Source organism: Patescibacteria group bacterium, from assembly GCA_018896645.1.
Lineage (GTDB): Bacteria > Patescibacteriota > Patescibacteriia > UBA2591 > JABMQE01 > JAHIMF01.
Genome location: JAHIMF010000040.1, coordinates 36,087 through 53,167, shown reverse-complemented (window position 1 = coordinate 53,167; position 17,081 = coordinate 36,087). Strand labels below are relative to the sequence as shown.

The window sequence follows — 17,081 nt, the reverse complement described above, 5'->3', positions numbered from 1 at the left end:
TTTGAGGTCTTGGTATTTAACTTCGATTGGCAATAATTCTTCTGGGAGCTTTAGAACAAAATCTATTTCGGATTTACTTTTCGTTCGCCAAAAATATAATGGCAGATTATAAGATTTTTTTAATTCAGAATAAATAAAATTTTCAGCCAAAACTCCAATATCTGGCCTTAATTCGTCCTGACTAAAATTGTTAACTATCCTATTGCGCAAACCAGTGTCTTCAAAAAAAACTTTCGGCATTTTTGTTAATTCTTTTCTAAGGTTAGATGAAAACGGTTTTAAAAATTCTAAAAGAAAAGTGTTTTCCTGTAAAAAGGAGTATCTATCAATTGTGGCTCGGGCGCTGCCCAGAGTATTGGCCAATTCAGAAAAATTTACCAAGCTGCCAATTTGACTCGAAAACAATTGGGCTAATTTATTAAATTTTTCAACATTGTCAATATCAAATAAATAATTAATGTCTTTTTGCAGGTAAGAAGTATAAATTTCTGACAATATTTCTTTTTTTTCAAGCTCGCCAGGAGCTAAAACAACTTCCGGATAGCCGCCATAAGTTAAAAGTTCTAAAAACAATCTTTGAATCTCCTGCTTACTGCTCGGCAATAATTCAAAACAGCTAATTTTTAAATTAGTTAAATCAACTTTGGGCAGCAATTTAAGATATTCTTGTTTTTCTTTAAATTCTAAAAATTCCTTAAAACTTAAAGGATGAAGCTGAAAAACCTTTTTTCTGCCAACCATTGAATCGCTAAATTTTTCTTTTATCTTTAAAGACGAAGAGCCAGAAACAATAAATTTTAATTGTCCGTAATGATCATTCAGATATTTAAGGAGCCCGGCTGGATTGTCTAAATATTGAATTTCGTCAAGCAAAACAAATGATTTTTTCTTTGCGCTTGTTTTGGCTAATAAATTTTTTGCGATTAAATCAAAATTTTTAACTTGAAAATCCTGCCTGATGATTTCGTTTTCCAAGTCATAATAAAGGATATTTTTTGATTGGACTTTTTTTTTCTGAATTAGTAAATCCCTAATTAGGTATAATAAGGACGTCTTTCCTGTTCTCCGCGAACCGACAATTATTAAAGCCTGGGGATTATCCAAGTTCTTGGCAATTTCCAACAGGATTGTCCGCGGTAATAGTTGTTTTAACATAGTGGCAAAAAGTTAAACTTTCTGCTTATATCTTATAGCAAAAAGTTGAAGCTGTCAAGGCGATTTATCCACAACCCCCCTCAAGCTAAAAGCCAGCCGCTTGAAAGGGCTGGCTTTACCTCGGACATCTGGTATCATTCAATGACCTTGGATGTCTTGAATAACTATTGAGCTAATAGCACTGCCTGTGGAACTAAATGCCTCATTGTTACCTCACTGACTCTTTTCTGGCCTATTCTCTCGCTGGCTCCAATAATTTCCAAATAAAGTGGGTTGCCGGATTTATCCAAATCTAAAACTATCTCTGGAGCAAGTTCCACGGTTTTGGCTACTTTTCCTTTTTTTTAGAGTGATGTTTAAAGCATCAGCTCCTGAGTCGTAAGTAATCTCCATAAATTCAAACTCACAAAAAATGTTAATGGGGTTATCTCTTATAAATCCTGTGAGTACCAACATCTAAAAACAAAACTTCTCTCTTAGAGAGAAAAATGAATTTAACCCGATAAGAATATGTAATCCAGAAAGCCAAGCAATCTTTTGATTTTCCAGACAATGAGTGGGTTTTTAATCGAAGGTCAAATGGATTGACTCTAAAAATATTTATTTTTTGGAGAGCTTCTTTTTGTATCCTCAAAGAAAGCCTCCTAAACGATTTTTTATATCGAGAACCAACCTTAATCTCTATAATGTTTTTCATATAGTTTTGGGTGATCTCTCTTAAGAAAGCTCTCCATTGATTCAGTCTTTCCTGCTTTTTCTTCTTTTAGTCCTTCCTCGACAATTTCATCAATATTTTCTTTTTTCAGCTCATACCTCAAAAACTCTTTGTACTCTCTCAAAGGCAAAACTACCACCCCTTGCTGTTTGCGAATCAAGATTTTTGGTAAAGTTATATTTTTTGTAAGTTGGTTGTTCATGAGTTTATTATATTATAACCATTTTAAAGTTTAATTTCAACACTTCATTTTAGTTTTGAGTATAATTATTTAAAGTTTCCATAAGTTTTAAATGTCACGGTAAAGACTCCTCACCTCCCAAATTAATAATTAACTTTGGTTTCTTATTTTAGCACCCATTATAATTTTAAGCAAATATATATATCATTGTAAAGTCACCAAAACCATGATTTTACAAGTAATCTCATAACAGGCTTCCAGGGCTTTGCCAAGGATTGAATTTCTCCTTTGTTCATTTTTATTGAGTTTATTAGCCAATTCTTGCGAAGACTCTTCGCCAGTAAACTCTAACAAGGCAAATTTCATCGCATGGCCGGGGATTGAAGAGGTTGTAAGCAAGTCCCCTTTCTTAATAAAACCATTTTTACTTGTGACTTTGACTGGGACTTGACCGGCTAAAGCTAGGGGTATGGAGCCATTATGCTCAAAAGCACCGTGCTTGCTAAAATCAGGATTACCAAAACTCATGCCCTCCCCTCCTCTTATTAACAAACCTGGCTGGGCAGAAAAGATACCAGCAACCCGTGAATCAAATGGCTTATATGATTTTGTGACATACTCTTTGGAACCAGGATTAATAATAACCACATCTCCGGATTCAAACGGCTCATCCTTTGGCGCTGATATAAATTCCGCAATATCTGAACAAGTAATATCTCCAGCACAACCGGCGGTAACATACAATTTACCTTCAATGGAAACGTCATAGCCTGATTGTCCCTGATAAGAACCGCCGCCATCACCTTCAATAACCAATCTGCTATTAGTTGGTTTTGCTGTTCCGATGCCGACGTTGCCAGTGGGTTTAAGCACCAAGTGGTCCTCCACTAACTGGGCATTATAGATGGTGGCTGCGCCTAGGTCTCTAATCTTGCTTGTGGTCCAGGCAAACCCGGTGATTCGGTTGCCAACAAGGACATTGTTATCATTATAGGAGCCAGAGATATTTATGGCGTATCCAGTCCCTGCGGAATCGTAGATAACATTGGAGGCAATAATATTGTTGTCTGAGCCATCATTCGTATTGGCTAAATAGATGCCAGAATAACCGCCGGCGGCACCATTATCATAGATAACATTGTTGGAAATCACATTATTATCTCCGCCACAAGAAGTAAGCGCAATACCGTAACCTGTATTGGCGCTAAGGTTGTTTCCGGTAATAGTATTGTTATGGCACCCCCTATCTAGTGTTATCCCGTTTCTGTTACCTTTAATCACATTATCGCCGACGACGTTATAATTCGATGAAGCGCAAAGATGGACGGCAGTGCCGGAGTTAGAATTCAGAATGTTTCCCAAAACCGTATTATAGGTAGAGGAAGGATAAAGCTCAATCGCCCGGTCGCCATTGGAAACTACATTGTTGTTGGCAATAGTGTTATAGGATGAAGAGTAGACATGAATAGCACTCTCGGCATTGGCATTGAAGGTAGAGTTGGTCACCGCGTTGTTATTGGAGCCACTATAGAAGTAGATAGCATCGTCCTCACAGTCCTCTAACCAGATATTGTCGATGGTGGAGTAATCCACGTTAGTTAAATAAAGGCCATGGCAGTGGCTGCAGTTATTGTTGGTATTGTTGGCATCTATCTTTAAAAGGGCGATGCGGATGTTGCTGGCATTTGTAGCCGAGATAACCGCGGCATTAACTCCATTAGCCAGATTGAGGATAGTGGCGGTCTTACCTGCACCCTCCAGGATAACATTGGAGGCCAGGGTTAAAGTTGCGCTAATCGTATAGGTTCCTTCAGGCAGAAAGACTTTGCCGCCTCCAGCTGGCAAGGCATTGATGGCCGCTTGAATCCCCGAGCCATCCGCACTATAGGTGACCCCATCCACCACGATTACCTTATTGACCTTAGAGGCGGTCATATCCCCCTTGACTACTAATTTAGCCGCGGGGGCTGTTGTGTTGATGCCGACGTTGCCGGAGCTTTTAAGTATCAAGTCGCTTCCTGACGAGCCAGCTAGCTGGGCGTTGTAGATCGTGTTAATGCCTTGATCTTTGATTGAAGAAGCGCCTGTGCCGGAATAGCGGTTGCCGACCAGGATGTTGTTATCGGCGCCAGCGCCAATCTTGATTGCATAGCCAGTGCCTGCTGAATCATAGATATTATTGGATGAAATAAGAGTGGTATCCGCTGTATCCAGATGTATAGAAGAAGCAGTGCCGGTTCCGCCATTATTATTAAGCGTATTGCCAACAATGGCATTATAATTCCCAGTATGCACTTGGATACCGTATGAACTATTCGAGACAATAACATTATCGGAAATGGTATTACTGTCACTACTGTTATAAATAACTATACCGCGCGCATTAGCAGAAACATTATTATTAGAGACGGTATTGTAATCAGCGCCGCCACAAATATCTATCCCGGCATTGCTACTTGACTGAATATTATTGCCGGAAATGATGTTATAATCATTGCCACTGCCCTTAAGCTCAATAGCCCTGCCGCCGCTTGACTGAATATTATTGCCGGATATGATGTTATAAGACCCGGAGGTAAAATCAATAGCGCTGCCGCCGCTTGACTGAATATTATTGCCGGATATGATGTTATAAGACCCGGAGGTAAAATCAATAGCGCTGCCACTGTTAGAAACAAAATGGCAGCTAGAAATGATATTGTTATTAGAAGAGGATTTAAAAGCAATGCCCTCTACATCAACATTCTCTACCCAGAGTTTATTAATCTTGGATTTAGTGACAGTGGTGAACACAATGCCATCTTGACTTCCTCCTGACTGACCGCCCTTGTTCCCATCAATCTTGAAGTTCTGCAATAGGATTGAGTTTTTTGTATTAGCATTTATAAGGCGGCCATTGCCGTTCCAGCTATCCTTTAATTTTATCACGGTTCCTGCGCCTGAACCAATAAGAGCCACATTTGAATTCAAACTAATAGCATAGTAGGTTGTCCCAGAAATCAAGGTCTGAGGATTAACTACATAAGTTCCCTCAAGCAGATACACGGTCCCGCCTGCCGCGGGAAGGGCGCTAATTGCCTGATTAATCTGGACTTCATCATCTGTCCCATCACAGACATAATCCGCCCTGGTTTTGTCATTGGAATCATTAGCAGCCACGATCAGGGTTGGGCCGGTTTTACCACCACCAGCAACACCGCCACCAATACAGCCAACACTATCACAAATCGTACCCGAAGCTTTTATATTTCCAGATACTTCCAACTTCTCGCTCGGATTTGTCGGCCCAATCCCCACGTTGCCGTTTTGAAGAATCGTCACTCTGTTGCCGCCACTGCCAGCATTATAACTCCAAATATTTAAACTATCTGCATTATCCTGATTACTATAAATCGCCCAATGCTCATCTGGCCCACTCCCATATTGAAGTTGAAGCTCGGGGTTTTGGACAATGTCTGAAATTCGAACACGGGCTGTGCCACCCGTTATATCTGCAACTTCCAATGTTTCTACTGGTAAGACATCCACTCCAATACTAAGCGCTCCCTTTTTATATTGAGCAATATCCGAGATGTTGATCGGCGCGGCTACATTCTCATCCGGTGGATCAGCCGTTGGTTCGGTCCAAGCCGCAGTCACCGCCTTAATTAAACTGCCCAGAACAAGCAATAATACAATCATTAAAAATACAACTCGGGGATGTTTTAAAATTTTTAGGATTGTAGTTTTTAACATTGGTTTAATTTATTAATTTATTAATTTACTAATTTATTAATTTATTTTTTTTGTTTTTCTAATAAATATGCTCTAATTTTATTTAAATTCTCAATCGATGCATACGAACCTTCTTTGCGTTCATCACCAACCATAATCCAATAAATTAGTAAATTAGTAAAATAAATCAAAAGCTTGACGCTAAATTATACATCGGCAATAAAATCGCAGCTACCATAATACCCACGCCCACGCCCATAAAAATCATAATCAAAGGCTCAATTAAAGTCACCAAATTAGTAACCATATTGTCAACCTCGCGGGCATAAAAATCACCAAGTCGATTTAAAACCTCATCCAGCTTGCCGGTCTGTTCGCCCACGCCTATCATCTGAGAGAGCATCGGTGGCACTGCCTTACTTTTAGCAAAAACCGAAACCATGGGATTACCATCCCGAACCTCCCTGTTAGTCTCAATAACCAAGTCATGGTAAACCCTGTTGCCAACTACTTCGCTAACAATGTCTAGAGCCGCGGGCAGGGCAACGCCGCCAACAACCAAGGTGGACATACTCCTTGTAAAACGCACTAAGTAAATTTTTTGAAAAAGTTTGCCAAAAATCGGCATCCTTAGTTTCAACCAGTCAAAAAAATATCTTAATTTGGCAATCTTTAACAGCAATTTAAAACCTACTGCTCCCGCCACTAAAACAATCAGTATAATCCACCAATAAGCAGAAAAAAAATCACTGGAGCCAATCAAAGCCCTGGTAGATAAAGGCAGGTCTGCCCCTGATTCTTTTAGGATAGCGGTTAATTGAGGGATTACAAAAATCATCATCGCGGCCCCCACTAAAACCAAGCCAGAAACTATAAAAATCGGATAAATCATCGCCCCCTTAATTTTGGCTGCCAAATCATAATCTTTTTCTTCCTGGTCCGCCAAATAATTCAAAACCTCTGATAACTTGCCGGAAGTCTCGCCGGTCTTAACCATACTGACATAAAAATTGGAAAAAGCTTTGGGGTGGCGGCCCAGAGCGCTAGATAGTTTAGAACCGCCATCAACATCATCAGCCACCTCGGAGATTATTAGTTTCAAAACGGGATTCTTGGTTTGCTTGACCAAAATCATTAGGGCCTGAACAATGGGCACGGTAGCCGCCGCCATTACTGCCAACTGCCTGGAAAAAATAACAATCTCTTTTCTTTTAACTCTATTAAGCACAGCCAAAAACCCTGCTGTCTTTGGGGTCTCTTCCCCTGGCTCTAGGCCAACAATAGTATAGCCCTTCTCGCGCAGGCTCTCTATTGCTACTTTTTCATTATTGGCTTCTACGGTACCGTTCACCAGAAGTCCTTCATTGTCTTTTGCTTGATAATGAAATATCATTGGGAATATAAAATAAAATAATAAAATAATATAAAAATAAAATAATAAAAATTTATCTCGTCTCGTCTATTTTTATATTTTTATATTATTTTATTTCTATCTAACCGTTGTTCTAAAACTTGCCGGGTCACTGGCCTGCTCAAGGGCAACTTCCAAAAGAATCTGTCCGCTGCTCACTAATTCAACCAATGATTGATCAAATGTTTTCATGCCTTCGGCTTGAGAAATTTGCATGAGGTTCCGTAGCTGATAATACTTGCCCTCCTTGATTATCGAACGAACAGCTGAATTGACTTTTAGAACTTCTGGTATAGAAATTAATCCGCCGCCCAAACGCGGCAGTAATCTCAAACTTAATATTCCCACCAGATTATCTCCCAGCATCAACCTCAGTAAATCCTGCTTATCTTTAGGAAAAATATTGTTGATGCGCTCCATTGCCTTATGAACGGAATCCAAGGCTAACTGAGAAATAACAAAACGACCCGATTCCGCCAAGTCCAAAAGCTGCAAAAACACCTCCGGTTCCTCCACTTCCGGAGTTACTATGACATCTGCGTCTCCCTCCTCCAAAAATTCCAGGCCCTGCATTACAGAAGTAACATCTCGGCCTATCTCCCGCTGTTCAATAATACTTTTATCATTAGTAAATACATATTCAATCGGCTCCTCCAGGGTCACGATATGCCGTGACTTACTTTTATTTATTGTTTCAATCATCGCCGCAATAACTGTTGATTTCCCAGAAGCAAAGGGGCCGCTAACCAGCAAAAGACCCTTTTTAGATTTAACAAACTCTTGTACTACTGCTGGCATACCCAATTCTTTCAAGGTCTTTATCGGGGTAACAATCAACCTAAAAGAAGCGCTCAAGTTTCCTTTTTGATAAAAAACACTCACTCGAAAACGCAAACCCGGCTTAAAATCGTAACCTATGACTATTTCCCGCTCTTTGGTCAGCTTTTCTTGCTGATCTTTATTTAAAATAGAAAACACAACTTGCTCAATGAAATCTGATGTTATCACAATTTCATTAGTAAGCGGCTTCAATCGACCATCTGTCCGTAATACGGGGGGGCTGCCCACCAGGAAATGCAAATCCGAAGCTCGCTGTTCAGCAATACTGGTTAGCATTTTATCCAAAATAATTTTATCTTGCGCCTGCATGGGATTTGTATAAATAATTAAAGAAAAAAATTATTGGGGTCTATTCTGAAATTGGTTGTTGGAACGACCAAGCTTAGTTAATAAAGTTGTTAATAAAGTTAATACAATGGTTAATAACGACGACGGGTCTATTAACCTTATTAACAACTTTATTAACCCTATTAACCGATCTATAAATTAAGCATTTTCTGTCCCCTATGTAATTTAAAATCATTCAGCTATAACTCCTCTGACTTTCTCGACGACCTCGGAAGGCAAAAAATTAACCTTGATTAAATAATCAGCTGCTCCCAAGTCCAAAGCTTTATTAATATTTTCTTCTTCGCCTGAATTAGTTAAAACAATCACTGGAATCTCTTGGGTGGCCAGGTCCTTCTTAAGACTCTGAAGCACAGAAAACCCGTCCAAACCCGGCAAAAGCAAATCCAATAGAATCGCTCGCGGCCTAATCTTTTTGGCTAATGTCAAACCCTCTTCGCCATGACTGGCCCGGATAACCGCAAAACCCTCATTACTAAACTTACCAATATAAAGATTAGCTAAAAAGGAGTCGTCTTCAATAAGTAAAATTTTAAATTTTTGGGGATGCATACCCTTCTGATTTATTATTTACTATTCATTATTTACTATTCTTTTCACGAATCCCGAAGTCTTAATTTTATTATATTTGAATAGTAAATAATAAATAATAACTAGTAACTAGGTTGCGGTCACCTCCAGAATATCCTCCAGCGCGGTCAGCCCTTTAAGGGCTTTAATTATTCCGTCTTGTTTCATAGAAAGCATCTCCTGTCTTAGGATTTCCTTTTTTACCTCCTCCGCAGGATAGCCCGCCGCAATAATTTCTTTTAATTTATCCGTTATCTCCAATACCTCAAAAATGGCAATCCGGCCCTGATAGCCCATGCCGCCGCAGTGACTGCATCCTTTTCCTCGATAGAATTTTAAGTTATCCAATCCTCCGGACCAATAGTCCTTCAGTATGGGAATATTACCCAGCTCTTTATGTGCTTCCTCTTGCAAACGTCTTGGCACCGCGATTTCTTGACGGCAATGTTCACAAATTTTTCTTACTAAACGTTGGGCTACTACAACATTTACTGTGGTGGAAAGCAAAAATGCCTCGGCCTTCATATCCATCAGCCGAGGGATTGCACTGACAGCATCATTGGTATGAAGAGTGGCCAACACAAGGTGGCCTGTTAATCCGGCATGAATAGCTAATTCAACAGTCTCATTATCCCTAATCTCGCCCACCATAATGATATCCGGATCCTGTCTAAGGATAGAACGTAAACCAGTAGCAAAAGTAAAGCCCACCTTAGTATTAATTTGTGACTGATTCACGCCCTCAATATAATACTCAACCGGATCTTCAAGCGTGGTAATGTTAATTTCCTCATTGTTCAGTTCGCTTAGGGCCGAAAAAAGCGTTGTCGATTTACCACTCCCGGTTGGTCCAGTCACCAAAAATAGGCCGTAGGGTTCTTTTAAGGTTTTTTGTATAATCTTTAAACCCATACCGCTAAAACCCAATTCGTCAAAACTTGGGGCGCCTAATGAAGTTTCCAAGACCCGCATCACCACTTTTTCATTGTCAATTAAGGGTAGGGTGGAAACCCGAAAATCAATTTGCTTACCAGCTATTTTTTGACGAATGCGACCGTCTTGGGGAATTCTGCTCTCATCAATTTTTAAATTGGCTAAAACTTTGATGCGGGAAACTAGCGCGGCATGAATATATTTTGGCAGAACAATAGAGGTATGCAGTTTTCCATCAATCCTATAACGCACTCGGCTTTTTTCTTGATCTACTTCAATGTGGATATCGCTCGCTCGGCCCTCAACCGCATGCCTAAATATAACCGAGGCCATCTTGGAAACCGGCGCGCTTTTAATAACTTCGTCAAGCTCCTCTTTGATAGGCTCTTTGCCGGTGGCGGCGAACTTGTCTTCAGCCTGTTCCAGGGCCTCCTTGACTTCAACTTTTAGATTGCCGTACTGCCTTAATGCTGTATCAATATCCTTCTCAAAAACAACAAAATATTCTAATTTTAAATTTTTACCACGAGCAATAAACTCTACCGCCTCTCTGGCCCGCAGATTACTGGGGTCCGAGATAGCCACTTTTAAAACATTATCCTGTTTGTCAAAAGCGACCATTTTGTAATTATCTGCTAATTGCTCCGGAATAATTCCCAAAATCTCTTCAGTAATAAGTTTAGGAGTCATCTCTAAGGCAGGCAGATGAAAAAATTCGGATTTCGCTTTTAAAAAGGCCTTGGGAGAAACAAGTTTATTTTTTAATAAAAATCTTTCTATTTCCAAAACCTGCCGGCTAGCCAATCCCTGCTCCAGCTTTGGCAATCGAGTTTGGTCAATTAAACCAGCGTTTACTAAATATTGAAATAAATCCTTTGACATATCGTGTTATTTATTATTTACTATTTATTATTCCAGCCAAAGGCTGGTCTCCTCCAAAGGCGGATGGGCCTCTGGTCCAAGCCTTTGGCTGATAGTATTCTTTTTCCTTGCTTCTATTATTCTTACTTTGTCCCATTTAATGTTTTTTCCGATACTATCATTCTCTATTTATTCGTCATAATTCGTGATGAATAGTAAATAGTAAATAACGAATAGTAAATCTTTTACTAGACTTAAATGACGAACCTTTAACTTTTTTCAACCTTAATCCTGGGGTTGACTCGATCACTCCTTAGGTATAGCCGCCTCGAATAAATCAAAGGGGTTAGTCCGGCCCACCTTGTCAATTTTGATCGGTAAATTACCAAATATCTTTAAACCACGAAACATCGGATCATCAAAAACCAAAACAGCGGCCCCTTCCCCGACAGCCGGCGCTTGCGAATAATCAGTCACCGGTGTTGCTGCCCCTTCAATCATTTCGTCCGAATAGACGTCTGGCATATCCAAAGGAGACGGAACCGCGGGCTTTCTTAAAAGGTTGGCAAACACCAAATAACCTACTATGGAAAAATTCAAGAGGATAATTATGGTGTAAATCAACTTTTTTTTATAATCTAATTTTTTTCTGGATAACATGTTTTAAAAATATAAAAATAAACTGTTGCATTGTTCTATTGTCCGATTGTTCTATTGTTTAACTGTCAACAATTGAGCAATCGAACAATCGAGCAATGAAGTGTTAAGACAATTTAACAATGTTCGTTTATTATTTTATTTTTATATTATTTTATTTTTATATTATTTTATTTTTATATTATTTTATTTTTGATTGCTTTAGTTATTCTTCTATATAGTATGCCCCCATATTAACCACAAAAGAATCGCCCTCACCAATAAAATTAACCGAGGTAACATCTAGAAGCCTCAAATTTCTTTCCACGTCTTGCAAGAAATTTTTTAAATCAAAGTAATGGCCACCCGATAAGCTAAGGTTAATATCTAAAAATTTAAGAGAGCTGGCATCGCTGCCCAATAAAGCCGGGTCTAATTCTGCCTGATCCGGGCCAGCGGCTGCCTCGTCCTCCCGATTTGGCAAAGAGGGCGAGGTTCCTATTTTAGCATCTCCAACCTCTTTAATTTCTATTGAATCCAAATATAAATTATTCTCTCTCGCCAAAGCATTCAACTGAACAAATAATTCTGGGGTCTCCTTTTCACTCGGCAAAAAAATATTCAACCGCCGTTTGTTCTCATCAGACAAGCTATCTAACATGGTTCTAAATCCTTGCAGCTGCGTTAAAGTCTTGATTTTAGCTGACAGTTGGGTTTCTAAAACTTGCTGCCTTTCGCTCGGTCCTTGTTCGGTTTGTTTAAATCTTGGCCTCAAAAACAAAAAATAGCCCAAAGCAAAAACTAAAATAATGCTTGCAATCAAGACAAATTTAAAATAATTAACAACAATCAAACTTATATTCTTTGTTTGTTTGCTGTTGAGGGTTTCCTGGGGCATAACAAGTGTGATAATAATTTATTTAAAAACCTCGGGTTTGACTCCTAATCTGATATTAAAATTCACCAATGAAGCTTCTTCCTCGGCCCCCTCCTCCTGATTATCTAGCGTTACCCGAGAGGCCGAGTTAATCTCCACCGAACCTATAAAATCAGTCGCTTCTTGCAAAACAACTAATTGCTGGGCTAGGGTATAATAGTCCAGGGCCACAGCATTCAGATTCACGGCTCCCCCCACGTCACCGCCAAAACTTAGATAGGCCACCTCGGGCATTGTGTGCTCTTCTATAAACTTAAAAAACTTTGTCCAATAAACATGATTATCAAACAGTTCCCTTGCCAGTTCAATTTTATTTTGGATTTGGTAATATTGATGTTGAGCTTCTCGGAGTTCGGCTATCTGCTCATCTATCGCACCCACCTGTTTTTCCAGTTGCTCTATTGTGTCTGATGTGTCTGAAGGCGCGGGTTGAGCGGATAAAATGACTAAATAAACTAATCCAATGATTACCAAACAACCCAAATTTACCAACAGTAAAACCGCTATCCTCTCTTTCAGGCGATCGCGCAGAAAAATTTCCAATGGCACTAAATTAACCGACATCTCTGATGACCTTTGCTTGGCCAACCCTTCCCCCGAGGTAAAGCGTTTCTCCTTGCTTTTGGTCTTCATGCCAATTCTTTTACTTTTTAAGAATAGCGAAACCAGCCCCTTTTTAAACGTTAGAAGCAAATTCTTCTGGGGTTGTTTGCCCTCTTCTGCCCTGCTTTCACTAGGAAATTCTTTCTTGGCCGCCATAACAATTTTTTTGGGTGTGACCACCGCTTTTGGGGGGGGGAGGGGGGGGTTAGCGCGCTCCGACAAAGTTTCTTTGGGGAAAGATATTGGCTCTATCTGGGGCTTGGGTTCTGCCCGGAAGGCGGCTTGCCAAAAATTCTCCTGTCCTTCTTCCGGTTGCGCTCCACTATCGGGCTCTGGGGATTTCAAATTATCTCCGTCTCCTTTTTTTGGTTCTTGTTGGTGAGGCTTCTTCTTTTTTAATTTTAAAAGGATTGAACCCAGGGCTATCTTTGTCTTCAATAAAAAACCAGGCCGCCGAGATAAGGGCTTAATTTTCAGTATTTTCTCTTCCGTCTGGGGTAGGGGTTGAGTTAATTCAACTTTTTCCCCTCCTTTTCTGATTTTACTGAATGCTCTTTCTTTTTTTTCTTTTTCCCGAAGCTCTTCGGGTAAAAAATTGATATCTGTCATACGCATTAAGACATTAAAACACAAGAGCACGAGAGTACGAGAACATTAAAGCACGAGAGCACGAGAACATTAAAGCAAATTGCTTTAATGTTTTAATGTTTTAATGCTTTAATGCTTTTTTGCTTTAATGCTTTTTTGTTTTTTTGTTTTTTTGCTTTAATGCTTTTTTGTTTTAATGCTTTAATGCTTTAATGCTTTTTTGCTTTAATGCTTTAATGCTTTAATGCTTTAATGCTTTAATGCTTTAATGATATTTCATTCTATCTCTCTCATTGCCAGACCAATAGCTACGGCAAAGCATGGGCCCAGCTCTTCAAGCGAAAATTTTAGTTCTGTTGGATAAATTACCCGACTCCAAGGATCACCAATAAAAACCTTAATCTCAAGCATTTGTGCAAAATATTCAGATAAATTTGGTAAAAATGCTGAACCGCCAGAAAGGATGACTTTCTCTACATGTTCGCCGCTTTGGGTTTGATACAAATCTAACGAATAACGAATTTCATTAATTAATGAATCCATAACCTCTCGGATGGCCCGCGGTACCCCTCCCCATCCTTTAGCCGCGGAATTAAACCCATTAGAAAGTTGTCCTTGGGTCTGATCTGCCAAAGAACCGGCAGCCGCCGCCAAAGAAATACCAATGTCCCGCTTGAACTGCTCGGCCCGCTTCTCGCCTATATTTAAAGTATTCACTATAGATTTAGTAATGGTCATGCCGCCTATATCAATACTGCGGCTTAAAAGCGGAATACCGGATTTCATTATTATAATGTCAGTGGTGGTTGCCCCCAAGTCAATAACCATTACCGTGGCCCTGTCTCCCCCAACAAGACTGCGACCCAAAGCAAAAGACTCTGTTTCCAAGCTCAAAAGTTCGAGCTCGGCTTGCTCAAAAATATCAATATACTTTTTAACCAAATTCTTAGGGGCGGCAGTCAAAAGGATGCGTAAATTTTTATTATCACTTTTTTGAGAGGGTTCGTTATTTTCTTTTGGGGATTTATTTTTAAAGTCAGAATCAGCCATTTCCTGATTTTTGACAAAATACTCTTCTTTCTTTTTGTTATCTATGGTGTGATAATTGCTAGAAATTTCTGGCTCTAAAATCTTCCAATCTAAAATCACCTCTTCTATTGGCATTGGCACAAACTTCTTGGCTTCCCAGTAAATAGCCGAGGATAAATCTTTTTTGGACATTCTTGGCAAATTGATGATGGAGTTGAATACTGAAAAACTCGGCAGGGCCGTAACCGCCTTGCGACTCCGAGTTTGTGATTTTTCACAAATGGCCTTAATCATCGCAGCAACCTTATTCTTTGCTTCAGGCGCGGTGTTTCTCATGATATCGGTTGACCAATCTAGATAGCCATAAGTTAAAAGCCGCGGCTTGCCATCCTGGTTAGCCAGCTCAATAATTTTAACACTGGCGGTGCCAAGATCCACGCCTAAGTAACTTTTACTTTTAGAAAATAAACCCATAAATAAGTCAAAGCTTTTTTAACTCTTTATGTTAGAATTATACCATAGATTAGTTAAAACAAGAAACATGTGGATAACAGTGGGAGCATTAAAGCACGAGAGCATTAAAGCAAATTGTTTTAATGTTTTTTTGTTTTATTGTTTTAATGTTTTATTGTTTTATTGCTTTAATGTTTTTTTGTTTTAATGTTTTTTTGTTTTAATGTTTTATTGCTTTAATGCTTTATTGCTTTAATGTTTTAATGCTTTATTGCTTTAATGTTTTATTGACAAAACCCTTGCTTTTATTATATAATAAATTTGCTAAGTCAACAAATTAAATAATCTAATTATTAACTTTAAAACACCCTATGAACATCTTATTTTGGATCATTGGAGGAGTAATTGTCATAGCTATTCTCTGGTTAATTGCGGTTTACAACGGACTAATTAAACTTCGGAATCGAACTCGCGAAGCTTGGTCTGATATTGATGTCCAGCTTAAACGGCGTTACAATCTTATTCCTAATCTAGTAGAAACCGTAAAAGGCTATGCCAAGCATGAGCGTGAACTTTTTGAAAAGGTTACCAAAGCCCGCACTCAAGCTATGCAAGCCGGCTCGCCAGAAGAAAAAGGCAAAGCAGAAAACATTTTAAGCGGAACATTGAAAACTCTTTTTGCTGTAGCGGAAAATTATCCTGACCTTAAAGCCAGTGAAAATTTTGCTAAGTTGCAAGATGAACTCTCTGACACCGAGAATAAAATCCAAGCGTCTCGAAGATTTTACAACGGCAATGTTCGCGACTTTAACACGAAGATTGAAGTCTTCCCCAACAATGTGGTGGCAGGAATGTTGAAATTTGAAAAGTTTGAATTCTTTGAAATTACGGAAGCCGGTGAACGGGAGAATGTTAAGGTTAAGTTCTAAAAGTAATTAAGTAAACTAGTAATTAAGTAATCGAGTACCTATTTACTTTATTACTTTATTACTTTATTACTAATCAATGTATCGACAAATAGAATCCAATAAACGTCGTTCAATAATCCTCATCGCCTTATTCATTATAATTATCGCCGGGATCGGCTGGGCTTTTGGCGAACTTACAGAATTCGGTTATTGGGGCTTAGTTTTAGCTCTGATAATTTCTGTTCTCATGGCTCTTGTAGGCTATTACCAGGGCGACAAGATTGCTCTTTGGACTGCCGGCGCTAAACCCCTTGCTAAACAAGACAATCCTTATGTGTACCGAATGGTGGAAAACCTCTGTATTACTGCTGGCTTGCCAGTACCCAAGATCTACATAATCAACGACCCGGCTCCCAATGCTTTTGCCGCTGGCCGCGACCCCAAACATGCCTCTGTTGCTCTGACTACTGGAATCATAGAACGTCTAGAAAACGAAGAGCTGGAAGGAGTGATTGCTCATGAGCTTTCGCATATTAAAAACTACGACATGAGGCTAATGACTCTGGTTGTTGTTCTGGTTGGGATTATTGCTTTGCTGGCAAATTGGTTCTGGCGCATCCAGTTTTTTGGCGGGGGACGACGTCGTAACAGCCGTTCGGGCGGTCAATTGGGAATGATTTTAATGATTGTGGGAATTATTTTGATGATTCTCTCTCCCCTCATCGCTCAACTGATAAAATTGGCTATCTCGCGAAAAAGAGAATTTTTAGCTGATGCTTCCGCATCTTTGCTCACCCGCTATCCAGAAGGCCTAGCCCGGGCTTTAGAAAAAATTTCTTCCTCTGGACAACCCCTGCTCCGCGCCAACAATGCCACAGCTCATCTGTATATTGCCAGCCCCTTTGGCGCCAAGGCGAGCAAGGGTATGGCTAAACTTTTTTCCACGCATCCGCCGATTGAGGAAAGAGTGAGGGCGTTGAGGCGGATGGCATGAAAAACTAATGGACTGACGAAGCGAGTTTGCGAGCTTCGTTATCATAGTCTCCAGTAATAACAAAACTCACTGCCCCTCGGCCTTGTCTTCGACTCCGAGACTCTCTTCGAGAGCCTGAGGGCTCCTCAGAGCCTCGAACGGCAGACTCGAGGAGAGCTCGGGGCCGAAAGGCGGCCCGTTTTGTCACTCCGACTACTATTCGAGA

The 17,081-nt window shown here is 39.8% G+C and carries 15 protein-coding genes; 2 read left to right on the top strand and 13 right to left on the bottom strand.

Going from position 1 to position 17,081, the window contains the following annotated elements:
• From KKD20_02960 to pilM, 13 genes are all read right to left on the bottom strand, one after another.
• Positions 1-1,155, bottom strand: a 1,155-nt coding sequence (locus tag KKD20_02960) for an ATP-binding protein (GenBank protein ID MBU4332054.1), incomplete at its 3' end; no start/stop codon positions are given.
• A gap of 164 nt (positions 1,156-1,319) precedes the next feature.
• Positions 1,320-1,475, bottom strand: a complete 156-nt coding sequence (locus KKD20_02955; GenBank protein MBU4332053.1) for a hypothetical protein — start codon at positions 1,473-1,475, stop codon at positions 1,320-1,322.
• A 104-nt stretch (positions 1,476-1,579) separates the two neighbouring features.
• Complete coding sequence (locus KKD20_02950; GenBank protein ID MBU4332052.1) at positions 1,580-1,852, bottom strand: type II toxin-antitoxin system mRNA interferase toxin, RelE/StbE family; 273 nt, start codon at positions 1,850-1,852, stop codon at positions 1,580-1,582.
• The gene (locus tag KKD20_02945; GenBank protein ID MBU4332051.1) at positions 1,830-2,072 is read right to left on the bottom strand and encodes a hypothetical protein; all 243 of its coding nucleotides are present in this window, start codon (positions 2,070-2,072) and stop codon (positions 1,830-1,832) included. The genes KKD20_02950 and KKD20_02945 overlap by 23 nt, the downstream gene beginning before the upstream one ends.
• A 183-nt stretch (positions 2,073-2,255) precedes the next feature.
• Positions 2,256-5,786, bottom strand: coding sequence for a right-handed parallel beta-helix repeat-containing protein (locus KKD20_02940; GenBank protein ID MBU4332050.1), 3,531 nt, complete (start codon positions 5,784-5,786; stop codon positions 2,256-2,258).
• Between the two features lie 166 nt (positions 5,787-5,952).
• Positions 5,953-7,158 (bottom strand): type II secretion system F family protein, encoded by a 1,206-nt coding sequence (locus KKD20_02935; protein ID MBU4332049.1) that lies wholly within the window; start codon positions 7,156-7,158, stop codon positions 5,953-5,955.
• A gap of 96 nt (positions 7,159-7,254) precedes the next feature.
• Entirely contained in the window at positions 7,255-8,325 is a 1,071-nt protein-coding gene (gene tadA, locus KKD20_02930) for a Flp pilus assembly complex ATPase component TadA (GenBank protein ID MBU4332048.1), read from the bottom strand.
• 210 nt (positions 8,326-8,535) lie between these two features.
• Positions 8,536-8,916 carry a response regulator gene (locus tag KKD20_02925; GenBank protein MBU4332047.1) on the bottom strand — a complete coding sequence of 127 codons (381 nt, stop codon included), beginning with the start codon at positions 8,914-8,916 and terminating at the stop codon, positions 8,536-8,538.
• Between the two features lie 108 nt (positions 8,917-9,024).
• Complete coding sequence (locus KKD20_02920; protein MBU4332046.1) at positions 9,025-10,749, bottom strand: GspE/PulE family protein; 1,725 nt, start codon at positions 10,747-10,749, stop codon at positions 9,025-9,027.
• Between the two features lie 285 nt (positions 10,750-11,034).
• A complete protein-coding gene (locus tag KKD20_02915; protein MBU4332045.1) occupies positions 11,035-11,388 on the bottom strand; it encodes a hypothetical protein in 354 nt (117 codons plus the stop codon).
• Between the two features lie 202 nt (positions 11,389-11,590).
• Positions 11,591-12,262, bottom strand: a complete 672-nt coding sequence (gene pilO / locus KKD20_02910; protein MBU4332044.1) for a type 4a pilus biogenesis protein PilO — start codon at positions 12,260-12,262, stop codon at positions 11,591-11,593.
• An 18-nt stretch (positions 12,263-12,280) separates the two neighbouring features.
• On the bottom strand, positions 12,281-13,513 hold the full coding sequence (locus tag KKD20_02905; protein ID MBU4332043.1) for a hypothetical protein: 1,233 nt from the start codon (positions 13,511-13,513) through the stop codon (positions 12,281-12,283).
• A gap of 255 nt (positions 13,514-13,768) precedes the next feature.
• The gene (gene pilM / locus KKD20_02900; GenBank protein ID MBU4332042.1) at positions 13,769-14,995 is read right to left on the bottom strand and encodes a pilus assembly protein PilM; all 1,227 of its coding nucleotides are present in this window, start codon (positions 14,993-14,995) and stop codon (positions 13,769-13,771) included.
• Positions 14,996-15,345: 350 nt separating this feature from the next.
• Between pilM and KKD20_02895 the strand changes: the two genes are divergently transcribed.
• Entirely contained in the window at positions 15,346-15,903 is a 558-nt protein-coding gene (locus tag KKD20_02895) for a LemA family protein (GenBank protein MBU4332041.1), read from the top strand.
• 76 nt (positions 15,904-15,979) lie between these two features.
• Complete coding sequence (locus KKD20_02890) at positions 15,980-16,876, top strand: M48 family metallopeptidase (GenBank protein ID MBU4332040.1); 897 nt, start codon at positions 15,980-15,982, stop codon at positions 16,874-16,876.
• The last annotated feature ends 205 nt before the right edge of the window (positions 16,877-17,081 follow it).

Coding starts and splice junctions, on each gene's coding strand:
- KKD20_02940 (MBU4332050.1), bottom strand. CDS start 5,786: ATGTTAAAAACTACAATCCTAAAAATTTTAAAACATCCCCGAGTTGTA.
- KKD20_02950 (MBU4332052.1), bottom strand. CDS start 1,852: ATGAAAAACATTATAGAGATTAAGGTTGGTTCTCGATATAAAAAATCG.
- KKD20_02895 (MBU4332041.1), top strand. CDS start 15,346: ATGAACATCTTATTTTGGATCATTGGAGGAGTAATTGTCATAGCTATT.
- KKD20_02925 (MBU4332047.1), bottom strand. CDS start 8,916: ATGCATCCCCAAAAATTTAAAATTTTACTTATTGAAGACGACTCCTTT.
- KKD20_02905 (MBU4332043.1), bottom strand. CDS start 13,513: ATGACAGATATCAATTTTTTACCCGAAGAGCTTCGGGAAAAAGAAAAA.
- pilM (MBU4332042.1), bottom strand. CDS start 14,995: ATGGGTTTATTTTCTAAAAGTAAAAGTTACTTAGGCGTGGATCTTGGC.
- KKD20_02945 (MBU4332051.1), bottom strand. CDS start 2,072: ATGAACAACCAACTTACAAAAAATATAACTTTACCAAAAATCTTGATT.
- KKD20_02890 (MBU4332040.1), top strand. CDS start 15,980: ATGTATCGACAAATAGAATCCAATAAACGTCGTTCAATAATCCTCATC.
- pilO (MBU4332044.1), bottom strand. CDS start 12,262: ATGCCCCAGGAAACCCTCAACAGCAAACAAACAAAGAATATAAGTTTG.
- KKD20_02915 (MBU4332045.1), bottom strand. CDS start 11,388: ATGTTATCCAGAAAAAAATTAGATTATAAAAAAAAGTTGATTTACACC.
- tadA (MBU4332048.1), bottom strand. CDS start 8,325: ATGCAGGCGCAAGATAAAATTATTTTGGATAAAATGCTAACCAGTATT.
- KKD20_02920 (MBU4332046.1), bottom strand. CDS start 10,749: ATGTCAAAGGATTTATTTCAATATTTAGTAAACGCTGGTTTAATTGAC.
- KKD20_02935 (MBU4332049.1), bottom strand. CDS start 7,158: ATGATATTTCATTATCAAGCAAAAGACAATGAAGGACTTCTGGTGAAC.